General features: G+C 48.8%; 9 protein-coding genes. 4 read left to right on the forward strand and 5 right to left on the reverse strand.

Annotated elements, in window-relative coordinates; translation table 11 throughout:
* Positions 1-75 precede the first annotated feature (75 nt).
* Positions 76-2289 carry a RelA/SpoT family protein gene (locus O3682_RS07140; RefSeq protein ID WP_371509286.1) on the reverse strand — a complete coding sequence of 738 codons (2214 nt, stop codon included), beginning with the start codon at positions 2287-2289 and terminating at the stop codon, positions 76-78.
* A gap of 88 nt (positions 2290-2377) precedes the next feature.
* On the opposite strand from O3682_RS07140, the gene grxB reads away from it, so the two are divergent.
* Entirely contained in the window at positions 2378-3088 is a 711-nt protein-coding gene (gene grxB, locus O3682_RS07145) for a glutaredoxin 2 (protein ID WP_371509288.1), read from the forward strand.
* Positions 3089-3144: 56 nt separating this feature from the next.
* Here the strand turns inward: grxB and O3682_RS07150 are convergent, their stop codons facing one another.
* From O3682_RS07150 to O3682_RS07160, 3 genes are read right to left on the reverse strand one after another with little or no spacing between them, the layout of a single operon-like run.
* Positions 3145-3663 (reverse strand): PqiC family protein, encoded by a 519-nt coding sequence (locus tag O3682_RS07150; RefSeq protein ID WP_070646708.1) that lies wholly within the window; start codon positions 3661-3663, stop codon positions 3145-3147.
* A complete protein-coding gene (gene pqiB, locus O3682_RS07155) occupies positions 3663-5324 on the reverse strand; it encodes an intermembrane transport protein PqiB (RefSeq protein ID WP_371509290.1) in 1662 nt (553 codons plus the stop codon). Before pqiB ends, O3682_RS07150 begins: the two co-directional genes overlap by 1 nt.
* The gene (locus O3682_RS07160) at positions 5321-6631 is read right to left on the reverse strand and encodes a PqiA/YebS family transporter subunit (protein WP_371509292.1); all 1311 of its coding nucleotides are present in this window, start codon (positions 6629-6631) and stop codon (positions 5321-5323) included. Before O3682_RS07160 ends, pqiB begins: the two co-directional genes overlap by 4 nt.
* Positions 6632-7034: 403 nt before the next feature.
* Between O3682_RS07160 and O3682_RS07165 the strand changes: the two genes are divergently transcribed.
* Positions 7035-7658 (forward strand): biliverdin-producing heme oxygenase, encoded by a 624-nt coding sequence (locus O3682_RS07165; RefSeq protein WP_049329094.1) that lies wholly within the window; start codon positions 7035-7037, stop codon positions 7656-7658.
* A gap of 120 nt (positions 7659-7778) precedes the next feature.
* Here O3682_RS07165 and O3682_RS07170 read toward each other — a convergent pair whose 3' ends face one another.
* A complete protein-coding gene (locus O3682_RS07170; RefSeq protein WP_371509294.1) occupies positions 7779-9092 on the reverse strand; it encodes a surface lipoprotein assembly modifier in 1314 nt (437 codons plus the stop codon).
* A gap of 596 nt (positions 9093-9688) precedes the next feature.
* Here O3682_RS07170 and O3682_RS07175 point away from each other — a divergent pair.
* Together O3682_RS07175 and O3682_RS07180 are read left to right on the forward strand one after the other, a co-directional pair.
* Positions 9689-10684 (forward strand): Slam-dependent surface lipoprotein, encoded by a 996-nt coding sequence (locus tag O3682_RS07175; protein ID WP_371509296.1) that lies wholly within the window; start codon positions 9689-9691, stop codon positions 10682-10684.
* Between the two features lie 234 nt (positions 10685-10918).
* The gene (locus tag O3682_RS07180; protein WP_371509372.1) at positions 10919-13156 is read left to right on the forward strand and encodes a TonB-dependent hemoglobin/transferrin/lactoferrin family receptor; all 2238 of its coding nucleotides are present in this window, start codon (positions 10919-10921) and stop codon (positions 13154-13156) included.
* Positions 13157-13302: the final 146 nt, after the last annotated feature.

Below are 13302 nucleotides of genomic sequence, written 5' to 3' on the forward strand. Positions count from 1 at the left end.
GTGTGTTAAAAACTTAAAAGGCCGTCTGAAAAAGTTGCTTTCAGACGGCCTTTGGATTTGCTTGGATAATGAGGGCTACAAGCGCGTTACGCTTAAAACGCCTTTGATGTCGCCCAAGCTGGCTAATACGCGCGGCAGGTCATTGACTTGGCGGACTTCAAGGGTAAAGCGCATACTGGCTTCCAAATCGCGCGATTGGGTTTGCACCGCGGTAACGTTGAGTTTATGACGCGCCAGCGCATCCGAAACGTCGCGCAGCAAACCGGAGCGGTCTTGGGCGCGGATTTCAACATCGACGGCAAATACTTGTCCTTCTTGCAAGGCTGCCCAGCTTGCATTCAACACTTTTTCCGGAGCCTGCTCGGCAAGGTGGCGGAAAGAAGGGCAGGTGTTGCGGTGGACGGAAATGCCCCGGTCGCGCGTAACGAAACCGATAATGTCGTCAGGAGGTGCTGGTTTGCAGCATTTGGCAAGCGTGGTCATCAGGCCGTCTTCGCCGTCAATCAAAATGCCGTTTTTGCCGCCTTTTTTGATTTTAGACTGCTTGACGATATTGGTTTCATCAATCGGCACGGGAGGCGGTTCATTCAGCGCGCCGCAGGCTTTGTGGATGGCGCGGTTGGAAACTTCGCCCTGACCGATGGCCGTATAGAGTTCGTCGGTTTTTTTGAAGCCGAGTTTTTCCGCCAATGCTTGCAGATTGGGTTTGGGGAAGATTTTTGACAACTGTTTGTCCAATTGGGCGCGGCCTTCTTCGCGCACGGTATCTGCATTTTGCTGGCGGATGAAGGCACGGATTTTGCTGATGGCGCGGTTGGATTTGACCCAGCCTTCGTAGAGCCAGTTGACGGAAGGATTTCCCTCTTTGGCGGTAATGATTTCAACGCGTTGTCCGTTTTCCAAAGGTGTGGACAGCGGCACGATTTGTCCTTCGACTTTTGCACCGCGACAACGGTCTCCCACGCTGCTGTGCAGGGCGTAGGCAAAGTCGATAGGGGTGGCGCCCGTAGGCAGGGAGAGGACTTTGCCGTGCGGGGTCAAAACATAAATCGTGTCGTTGAAAAGTTCGGTTTTGAAGGCGGCGGCGAGGTCTTCCTTGCCGCTTTCGGCCATGTTTTCGCGCCAGTCCAAGAGTTGGCGCAACCAGGCGATTTTCTGCTCGTAGGCGGAATCGCCCTTGCCGCCTTCTTTATAACGCCAGTGGGCTGCAACACCAAATTCGTTGAATTGGTGCATATCGAAGGTGCGGATTTGTACTTCCACGCCTTTGTCTTCCGGGCCGACGATGACGGTGTGCAAACTTTTATAGCCGTTGCCTTTCGGGTTGGCGATATAGTCGTCAAACTCGCCCGGAATCGGCTGCCAGAGGCTGTGGACAATGCCCAAGGTGGTGTAACACTCGGGAATGGTGTCCACCAAAATCCGTACGGCGCGGATGTCGAACAGGCCGTCGAAAGTGAGCTTTTTCTTCACCATTTTTTTGTAAATGGAGTAGATGTGCTTCGGTCTTCCGGCAACTTCAAAATGAATATTGTATTTTTTCAGTTCCGTACGCAGGATATTGAGGAAGTTTTCGATGTATTCGAGGCGCTCGGTGCGTTTTTCGTCCAAAAGCAGGGCGATTTCGCGGTATTTTTCCGGCTCTTGATGACGGAAGCCCAAATCTTCGAGCTGCCATTTGAGTTGCCACACGCCCAAGCGGTTGGCGAGAGGGGCAAAAATGTCGAGGGTTTCTTTGGCAACGGCGCGTTTTTCAGGATTGTCGGGAACGTTGCTTAAGAATTGCAGGGTGCGCGTACGCATGGCCAGTTTGATCAGGACGACGCGAATGTCGGTAACCATCGCCAACAGCATTTTACGCATGGTTTCGGCCTGTTGGCTGCGTTCTTCCGGCGTGGCGAGGCTGTCTACACGTGCGAATTGGGTCAGTTTCTGTACTTCGTCCACGCCTTTGACCAGTTCGCAAACGGTGCTGTTGCAGCGTTCGGTAACCAATTCGTGCCAAGTGGGAACGTATTTGCCGATGTCGGACAAAATCGTAGCGGCCACGGCATCGGGCAATAAGTCAAGTTCGCTGACGATTTGCATCGAGCCGAGGAAATGTTCCAGCAATGGCTCGCCGTAAGTTGTTAGGGCATCGGCGGGGTAATGTTCTTTAGCTAAGTCAAAGGCCGTCTGAATCAGGTTTTTATCGGAATCGGGCAGCGCGGCAACATAGCCGTCGAACCAAGCGAGGAGGCCTTCCAGCGTTACGCTCGATGTTTGGGGCGTTTGGCGAATAGTGGTCATGGCGTGCGTTTTTTTCTTTTTGATAAAAACGTTGCCATTGTAACAGTTTATTGTCGATAGCCCTAGATTTGTATGCGAATGCTGCACTATGTTTCAGGACACCTTGTTTCAGACGGCCTTGGGTGTTATGGTTAACCGTTTTGAAATTTTAAGGAGCATTTCGATGAAACTGTATATTTACGACCATTGCCCGTTTTGCGTCCGTGCGCGGATGATTTTCGGCTTGCGCGATGTGGCGGTGGAAGAGGTCGTTTTAGCAAACGATGACGAAGCTACGCCGATTGGCATGATTGGCTCAAAACAAGTGCCGATTTTGCAAAAAGAAGACGGTTCGTTTATGGGTGAAAGTTTGGATATTGTCCGTTACATCGATCAAGGCCGTCTGAAAGAAGAAGTTCGTCCAGAAGTGCAGGCGTGGTTGGATAAAGTGGGCGAATACAATAATAAATTGGTACAGCCGCGCATGGTCAAAATCGGCTTGCCTGAATTTGAGACCGATGAAGCAAAAAAATACTTTATCGACAAAAAAGAGAAAAGTATCGGAAATTTCGAGACTAATCTGAACAAAACGGCGCAATATCTGGAGCGTCTGCATCAAGACTTGGCAGAACTGGAAGCGCTGGTGTGCGAAGGCGAGGGCTTGGGCGGTGAAATCAGTTTGGAAGATATCCTGACGTTCCCTATTTTGCGCAACCTGACCGTTGTGCGCGGTATTCAATGGCCGCAAAAGTTGATGGATTATTTGTTGGCGATGCGCGAGCGTTCCGGCGTGGCTTTGTATTTTGACCGCGCGTTGTAATGAATGTTTGAAACATGAAAAAGGCCGTCTGAAAGTTTTTCAGACGGCCTTTTGGTTTAATAGGCAATCGTATCGGCAACCTGTGACAAACCGTTTTCCAACGATTCAAGCATGGCGGTATAGCCGTCGCCTTGTTGCGGTGTGACGGCGTTAAACGGTTTACTGCGTCCATCCGGCCATTGTGCATAACCGCTGATGGTAGTCTGCCCCTGATAGCTGCCTTGGAAGGCTTCGATATAGACTTTCAAGGTTTGGCTGCTTTGGCTGCGTGAAGCAGGCACGAAGGTGCGATGCGGATTGAGGCGGTTGAGCTTGTTACTGAGATTGGCTGCCAGTGCGCCATCGAGCGGTGCCGCCCAAAGGTGGTTTTTCGCCAGATTCACATGATAGGCATCAGTTTGGTAAACGAGGCCGCCGTTGGCAAGTGGTTCGGCAAGGTTGACTTTGACCGCAATTTCGTTGCCATGCGCAGCCGGACGGATGTACTGGCTGTCGGGCAGGACGAAATATTGTGTGCTTTGTGCAGTGCCGCAGGCGGCAAGCGTCAGGGCGGCGGCAATCGGGAAGAGGCGCATTATCGGCTTCCTTTCGGGATAGGGTCTTTGCTGCTGCTGTTAAAAATCAGAGCGTTGGGTTTTTCTTTCAAAGTATTAATCACGGGTTGGACGTCTTTTAAGGTTTTGTCCAAACTTTGCAGCGTATTTTGTACGTCGCCGTAGATAGGCGATTGAGGCGATACGCCTTGCAGGGTTTGACGCAACTCTTTCAGAGTTTGGTTCAACTCGTTCGGAATGTTTTGTGTCTGCGGTTTGCCGACCAGTTTGTCGATGGAGCTTAGGGCGGCATTGGCAGATTTGAGTGTGGACTTGAGCTCGGCAAGCGAACCGTTCAAGCCGGCAACGGTTTTATCCAATGGCAGGTTGTTGAACTTGTCTAATAAGTCGGCCACTTTTGCCTGCAAATCGTCCAAACCGCCGCCTTGGGTTGCGATAACGGTATCGCCTGCATAAACGGTATGCGGTCGCAGCTTAGGCGAGGCAGAAGACTGATCGTTCAACTCAATCATTTTACTGCCGGTCAGCAGGTTGTTGCTGGAGATGGTGGCGGTCAGGCCTTTATTTAAGGCCGTCTGAAATTGTTGTTTCCAATGCTCTTTGCTTTGCTCGTCGGCATTGATTTCCAAACGGGAAGGCTCGATGCGGATGCGTACGGGAATCCAACCGTTTTCAAACAAGTGCAGGCTGTCGTTGCGGTCGAAATAAGGAACATCGGAAACCACGCCGACATTCAGGCCTTTGTATTCGACAGGCGAACCGGCAGACAAGCCGCGTACGGATTGTTTGAAAAACGCGGTGTAGTACAGCGAGCGGTCGTCAGGCAGGTTGGCGACTTCGCTGCGGCTGTCGTAAAGCGTGAAGCTGTCTTCGCTTTTGACGTTTTTGCTGTCGCTTGTTTTAGGCGAGTCAAAGGAAATTGCGCCGGACAGCAGGGCAGGCAGAGGGGCGGAATTGAGTTTGACACCGCTGCCTGTGGTTTCGATATTAATGCCGCTTTCCAGCCAGAAACGGCTGGCGGAATTAATCAGTTTGTCGTTAGGGCTCTGGATGAAAATGGTGTAATGCACGCTTTGGTCAGACGGGTCGAAATGCGCGCTTTCTACTTGGCCGACCATAAAGTTTTCATACAAAACAGGGCTGCTGACGTTGAGGATGCGGTCGTTTTTGCCGATCAAATTCAGGCGCAGGCCGCTTTGACCGATGGCGGCAATCGGCGGAATATCTTGGACGACAAATACATCTTTGGTTTCTTGGCTTTTACCCGGTGTAAATGCAATATATGAGCCGGAAAGCAAGGTTCCCAAGCCGGTAACGCCGCTTTGGTCGATACGCGGTTTGACCACCCAAAATTGGGTATCGCTGCGGATAAGGTCTTTGGCATCGGCGTTGAGTTGGGCCGTGACTTCCACACCTTTTTGATCGTCGCGCAATTTGATGCGGGTAACGCGTCCGACATCGACATTCAACACTTTAATAACGGTGTTGTTGACTTCGATGCCTTCCGCGCTGTCCATCAACAGTGTAACGACAGGGCCGCGGTTGCGGATGTCTTTAACCAAAAGCCAGCCGCCGGCAATCAGCGCAATCAGCGGAATTAGCCACACGATAGATGTGAAGACATTGGTTTTCTTGACACGCGCCGGGGCGTGATAATTGGGTGAAGAATCGTGTTTTTTCATTGTGTTAAGGTCTGGTCAGAATCAAGGCCGTCTGAAAGCTGCTGTTGTTTGTCCCAAATCAGACGGGGATCGAAATAATAGGCCGAAAGCATGGTCAAAATAACGACCAGGCAGAAGTAAATCGCCGCACCACCTGGCACGACGCGCGCCATATTGGTGTGGAACGAACTCATCAAAATAATAATCACAAAAATATCAATCATCGACCAGCGGCCGATGGATTCGGTAATCCGATACAAAACTGACATCTTGTCCGCACTCATCACGGGTTTGAAGTATGCGGAAGAAATCAAAATCGCCATCGCAATAATCTTCAAAACCGGCAGCATAATACTGGCACTAAAGATAATCACGGCAATCAACCGGTCGCCTTCGTTCCACATATAAACAATGCCGTTGAAAATCGTATTGATCTCCAAAGTCGTCGGGTTGGACGAAATCATAATCGGCAGGATGTTGGCAGGGAAATACAGGATAAACGCCGCAACTAAAAACGCCAGCGAAATGCTCAGGCTTTTCGGGCGGCGGCGGTATAAGTCTGCGCCGCATACGCCGCAAGGTTGCTCGTTTTTATCGCGGAAATACAGGCAGCGGCTGCAACAGATTTTGTCTTCAGTAGCAGACTGAACCGCATGGCCGCCGGTTAAACGGTGAATCTTATAATAAACCCAATGCTGCGGAATCGATACCGAAGTCCGAATCAGCATGACCGACAATGGAAACATCAGATAAAACGCCGAGCCGAATTCCACTGTAGCAACGGACGAGAGCTTGATATATGCCACCAAAGTGGAAATGAAAAACACATCCACCATAATCCAATGACGCAGCCGAACCAATACACGCGTCGCAAAGCGCAGCGCAGGGTAGGCCTTTTCGCGTATCAAAGCCGTATAAACATAAAGGCAGAGCAGTAAAAACAGTAAAGGCGCACCAAAGGTAAGGATAAACATCACTTCCGCCAGAAAACCGTAATCCAGCGAAATCAAAAGCCGCATCATTTGCGGCAACGACAAAATCGATGTCACGCCGAACAAATCCACGCGGATATACACCATATTGTACGCGAACGCCATCAGAATCAAGGTTGTCAGCGCATAGGCAATCGGCGCGATATACGGATTGTTTTCCACTTCCACGATTTCATGGTTGCACACCGGACAATGCGCTTCCTGTCCCTGACGCAGGCGCGGAATATCCATACGGCAGCCGCAATCCGGGCATTCCACCGTATGTGCAGGCAGCGTCGCATCAGGAAGATAAGACTTGTAGCGCCACCAGCGATGGTAGGCAGGAATCCGTTTCATGGTTCGGCAGGGGATAAAGAAGGTGCAAAGAGTGTCGCATTATAAAGGAAAACAGAAGGATAGCTCAAATTTAGGTCGATATTTGATTGAATGGCGGCTGCTTAATAAGGTTTGGGCAGTCTGAAAAGTTTGAAAAGGTTTAGAAGGTTATTGCTATGAGCCGTTAAATTTTATTAATAGGTCTTAGTTTGGTTTATTGCCATTAGGATAAAAATAATATATATTCTTATTCCTTAAAAACACGATGAGCCTTGTAAATTTGTGGAAGGTGCGCGGTCAACGAACCTGAAGCAGGCTAAAAATTATCTTCTTTGTTTTTAAAACAATTCTTTTCAAATTAGACGGTATTTTTAACCATAAAGGCCGTCTGAAACCATTAGTCTCTTAATTCAAAGGAAACATCATGAGTGAAACCCAAGAGCTGACTTTTGCCAAACGCTTGAAAGAGCAAACCACGACAACGCACGACAGCGTTGATAACTTGGTTATGTCCGTTCAGCCTTTTTCCAGCAAAGAAAACTACATCAAATTCTTGAAACTTCAATCTGTTTTCCATAAGGCCGTCGACCACATCTATAAAGATGCCGAATTGAACAAAGCCATTCCAGAGCTTGAATACATGGCGCGTTACGATGCCGTGACTCAAGACTTGAAAGACTTGGGCGAAGAGCCTTACAAATTTGACAAAGAATTGCCACACGAAACCGGTAATAAAGCCATCGGCTGGCTGTATTGCGCCGAAGGTTCTAATTTGGGCGCGGCATTCTTGTTCAAACACGCTCAAAAACTCGAATACACCGGCGAATTCGGCGCACGCCACCTGGCTCCTCATCCGAACGGCCGCGGCAAACACTGGCGCGCTTTTGTCGAGCATCTGAATGCTTTGAACTTGACTCCGGAAGCTGAAGCGGAAGCCATTCAAGGCGCGCGCGAAGCTTTTGAATTCTATAAAGTGATTCTGCGCGAAACCTTCGGTCTGCCGGAAGGTGCGGAAGCGCCTGAAGGTATGACGCCGCACAGACTCTAAAAAATAATTAAATCAAACAGACAAGGTCTCGGCGTAGATGTTTGCAGGGGCCTTTAATTACACAACAAAGTTTTGTTTGAACGGGTTGCTGTCTTACACCTACTCAGATTTGATTCTCCTTTAAAAATTCCATTCACCACCTAATGACCATTGATGAATATTACGCATTGCATATGGTGCATTGCTACGGATGTGACTATAACTATAATTCAAAGTAGGGGTAATGCCTTTATAAGATAATTTGTTGTGACTAAGGTTGATAGAGAGGGAGCGCTCCCGGTTGTGTTGCGGCTCCGTACCGAATGCCATAATGCCTTTATAGTGGCGGTTGGCAAATGAAGCGGTAAGTCTGCTGTTAAGCTCACCTAAAACCTGCCATTGCTGTATCCAACCTATATTGAAACCGTTGCGGTGGTAGGCCGCATTGTTGACGGTATTGTGTATGCTTTTGTTTTCAGGAACAAAGCGGTTGTATTGCCAACCACCGAACAGAGTCGTTCTGCCAAAACGGCGCGCCAGGGAGAGATAGGTACTGTCGTGCCAACCGTCGTTACGCAGCGCACGATCAGTTTCCCGATAGTTTTGGCGGTAGCGTTCCAACGAGTAATAAAGTTGTGTCGCGTTACTGAGATTGACCATATGCGAAAGCTGTACGCCAACCCCGTGTGCCAGCATATACGGCGCGGCGCGGCGTTTATTTTCTTTTTTGCTGTCAAACTCGCTGCTGCCTGCCAACTGTGCCTGATAAAACGGTAAAATGCTGACGGTTTGTTTGCCATCCTTGCGCTGCCAGCCCAAATAAGCCCTGCCGAACGCATCGTCGTAAGCCGATTGGCGGTCGAAAAAATAGCTTGTGCCGCTGAGGTTGGCGCGGAATTTGATGGCGTGATGCCCATACAATGGGGTGAGTTTTTCGGTGTTCAATTCGTAATTCAAGCCGTTGGCACTGACAGGTAAGGTAACACTGCATGCGGTTTGCCCTTTTGTTTCGATGCAATAACGCGGAGCAGCGTTGTTGGCATTATCGTTATGCACGGGGCTGATTCCGCCAGACCATTTCCATTCTGTCTGCCGTTTGACGGCTTCTTGAAAACGTTTGACATTTTCCAAAACGGGGGCTGGTATATCGCGCTGCGCGGCTTGATGGAAATGTGCGGCAGCATCGCCCAAGCGATTATCCTGAAACTCCGCCGTCGCCAAATCCAACAGTACGCGGTCGTCTGAAACGTCAGATTCATAAAGGGTACGGTAACGTTCGACCGCTTCGGAAGTCCGTCCTTTCAACTTTGCCAGCAAAGCATCGGCACGCGCAATCAGTTTGGGATTGTGGTTGGGCTGTTTGCGGTAAAGGGCGACAAGCGAGGAAACTAGATCTGTGCTATTGCTGTTAAGTGCTTGAACTAACGCGTCCTCAAGAATATGCGGGTTTGCCACTAAAAAATCATCGTTAACCAGAGTTGGTCTGCCTATATTCTCATTTTTTTCAGGCGACCTTTCCTCCTCAGATAAAATATCTAACCATTGATTCTGTTGTACTTGTACAGCAGTATTCTGAGAAGAAATATTCTGCTGAACCCTCCCTTCGGGAAATTCAGCAAAGGCTGCTGACGGCAATAGGCAGCACAAAGAAGCCGAGACAAGTTTTTGTTTTATTTTTAGCATTTAAAGTCATCCAAATATATGTATATATTGCAGGGCGAACAGTTCCTAATAAGGGATTCGCGTTTGCCACAAAACTGCCTGAAGTATCTTAGGTAATCTTATTTTTACATAAAAAATACAGATTCGTATTTAGATTTATCATTATAACGGCAAATTTACGAAATAAATATAACTTATTTATTTTTATAGGATTATAAATTACGTAAATATATTTAACAGAGTGAGGTTTGCATAAATACTCACTTTAACTACTGATAGAAAAAATATTGGTATTGCTAAAATAAAATATTTATTACACAATATCTCATATTATTAGTAATACTTATCATTATTGTATCTAAGAAGTTTGTATTTTAGAGAGATTGGTTATGAAAATTAATGTATTTATAGCGTCTATTGCAACTACCTCAATTTTGACTGCATGTGCAGGTGGAGGCGCATCCGAACCCAAAGTCCCCGTTACCATACCAACGGCGCAGCCTATCACCAATGTCAAGCTGAGTGAGGAAAGTAGCTCGATACAGACCCTCAATACCCTTTCCGGTAAAGGCGGCAGTCTGCGTGAAGCGGAACTCGAAGTGAAAACATCATGGGGCTACAGCTATACCGATAAACAATATGTCTATCAAACCCCTTCTGGTAACTATTACAACATTAGTTCATATTCTGATCCGATTGTCCCATCATATTCCAGCCCGTCTTATGCCCTTCGTACACGCCATGAAGGACAACCTTTATCTGAAGGTGGCAAACTGTTTGTCTGTTGCAGTAGTTCGGGACAATTCACCTATGCACCGGCAACCAAACAGGACCACCTCAAATTCGGCGCATGGATAAATGCAGACGGCACGGCAGACCTGTTTGTCGGCGGCAAACCCGTCGGAACGGCGAAACCGTCTTATTACACTCCGTCAGACAGTACAGTGGCAAAAGGCAAGACTACATACGAAGTTTGGGCTGTCCGCGTCCGCAACGGCAATATCGTTACCTCAACCTACGATCCGGGCAAATCCTCCGGGTCGTCTGAAAAAAACACGCCCAAACTTTCACTGCTGACAGCCAATTTCAACACCAACAAACTCGGCGGCACGATTTTAGGTAATGCTGATTACGGTCCGGACGTTGTGATGAAAGATGTAGGCATCAACGGCGTTGATTTCTCAGGCACTGCCGAATCCGATGGTAAAAACGGCAAAGTCGAAGGGAAATTCTTTGGTCAATTTAACGGCGATAAAACAGAAGTCAGTATAGGCGGTAAAGTTACCTTTGATGCCGATAAATCGTTGGATACCGTGTTCGGCGGCGTGAAGAATGATGACGACCGCAATACGACGGATACAAGTTTGACACCTGTCAGCAAGTAACCGCACATCAAGCATTCCAATAATAGATAATCAATATATATTAAGAGGCAAAAAATGTCCTTCCATTTTAAACCTGTACTGCTGGCAGCTATTGTCAGCCAAACTTTCCCTGCCTTAGCGGCCGATCCTATTCCTCAAGCTTATCAGGAGTTGAATGAAGTCAAAGTCATTGGCGGCCGCAAAGTACAAAAACTCGGTGAAGAAAAAATCCGCCGTCAGGCTTTGGATAAACAAATGGTCTCCGATGAAAGCGACTTGGTGCGCTACGATCCGGGCATCAGCGTAGTCGAAGGCGGACGTTCCGGTTCCAACGGTTTTACCATACGCGGTGTCGACAAAGACCGCGTTGCCATCAACGTGGATGGACTGGCACAAGCAGAAAGCAGGTCGTCTGAAGCGTTTCAAGAGTTGTTCGGCGCATACGGCAACTTCAATGCAAACCGCAACACTTCCGAACCCGAAAACTTTTCGGAAGTAACCCTTAACAAAGGCGCGGACTCGCTTAAATCCGGCAGCGGCGCATTGGGCGGTGCCGTCAACTACAAAACCAAATCCGCAAGCGACTATGTTTCCGAAGAAAAACCCTACCACTTAGGCATTAAAGGCGGCTATATCGGACGCAACAGCCAAAAATTCAGCAGCATAACCGCCGCAGGAACCTGGTTGGGTCTGGACGCATTGATGGTCTACACCCGCCGTTTCGGTAAAGAAACCAAAAACAACAGCGACGCTGCCGATACCGTCATCACTGACAACAAACAAAGCTGGAGTCCGAATGCTGGTATGACCAACTACGGCAGCCGCGGTGTAGCGCGCAGCAAACCTGACCCTCAAGACTGGGAAAACAAAAGCACCCTGTTCAAACTGGGTTACAACTTCAACGATAAAAACCGTATCGGCTGGATTTACGAAGATTCACGCACCGACCGCACGACGATTGAATTGTCCAATATGTGGGCGGCAGACTGGAAAGGCGACGCACTGGGCGACACCCGTTCTCGTCAAGATATTTCCTACCGCAAACGCATCGGTTTCGAATACAAAAACCAACTTGACAAAGGACCATGGGACAACCTCAACCTGCGTTACGACCGTCAAACCATCGACATGAGCACTTGGACCTGGGACTTGCCGACGGATTATGGCCGTAACGGTGTCAACAGCGACGTGTACCATATGTTCCGCAACATCCGTCAAAAAAATACCCAATTCGGTGCCGATGCCGAAAAACAAATCGACTTCTCCAAATCGGTATGGGCAATGCAATACGGATTGGGCGGTTCTAAAAACGATAACGGTAATAGCGACCATAGCTATTGGGTACGCCTATATGACCCGAAATACCAAACGTCCAACAACCAAGAATTGACTATGCTGGTCGAAAGCTCGTCCAAAAACCGTTTTGCCTACTGGAACAACACCTTCCAATTCGGCGACAGCAGCCAATACCGCCTCAATGCCGGGGTTCGTTACGACAACAGCAGCAGCAAAGCCAAGGACAACCCCAACTATACCCCTGCCATCCGCGGTCAAATCCCCTATCTTGGCAGCGAGCGTAAACACAGCGGTTTCAGCTACGGCTTAGGATTAGACTGGAAATTTACTCCACATTTGAATCTTCTGGCGAAATACAGTACAGGCTTCCGCGCGCCGACTTCGGACGAAACCTGGCTATTGTTCCCGCATCCTGACTTCTACCTTAAAGCCAACCCCAACCTGAAGGCAGAAACCGCCAAAAACTTCGAGCTGGGACTTGCCGGCAGTGGCAAAGCCGGAAACTTTAAACTCTCTGGCTTCCAAACCCGCTACCGCAACTTTATCGAGCTGACCTACATGGGTGTGTCCTCAGACAACCCCAACAGCCCTAATTATGCGCCGATTTCCGACGGTACCGCATTGGTCAGCTCACCCGTTTGGCAAAACCAAAACCGTTCCTCCGCATGGGTGAAAGGTTTGGAATTTAACGGCACATGGAACCTCGACAGCATCGGTTTGCCGCAAGGTACGCACGCAGGTGTCAATGTCAGCTACATCAAAGGCAAAGCCAAACAGACCAACGAACAGGAAACCCCGATTAACGCACTTTCGCCGTGGTCTGCCGTTTACAATCTGGGCTACGACGCTCCTTCCAAACGCTGGGGTATCAATGCGTACCTGACACACACTGCAGCTAAAAAACCGTCTGACACCGTCCATAGCAGTGATGATTTGAACAACCCATGGCCATTTGCCAAGCACAGCAAAGCCTATACGCTTTTCGACCTGACAGGCTACGTCAACTTGGGCAAATACTTCACCCTGCGCGCCGGTGCGTACAATATCGGCAACAAAAAATACTACACTTGGGAATCGCTGCGCAGCATCCGCGAATTCGGTACAGTCAACCGCGTTGACAACAAAACCCATGCCGGTATAGAACGCTTCACCTCCCCCGGTAGAAGCTACAACTTCACGCTTGAAGCCAAGTTCTAAGGTAATTAGAACAGAAAGGAAGGTTGGTAAAGCTACAGCACCACCAACGGCGTTGATCGCGATGGCAAAGGCTTAGATCGCTACCGTGCCCCAGGTCGCAACTATGCCGTGTCTTTGGAATGGAAATTCTAAGCAGTTAACGGATA

Origin of the sequence: Neisseria sp. 27098_8_112 (genome assembly GCF_041433235.1) — a bacterium.
GTDB lineage: Bacteria > Pseudomonadota > Gammaproteobacteria > Burkholderiales > Neisseriaceae > Neisseria.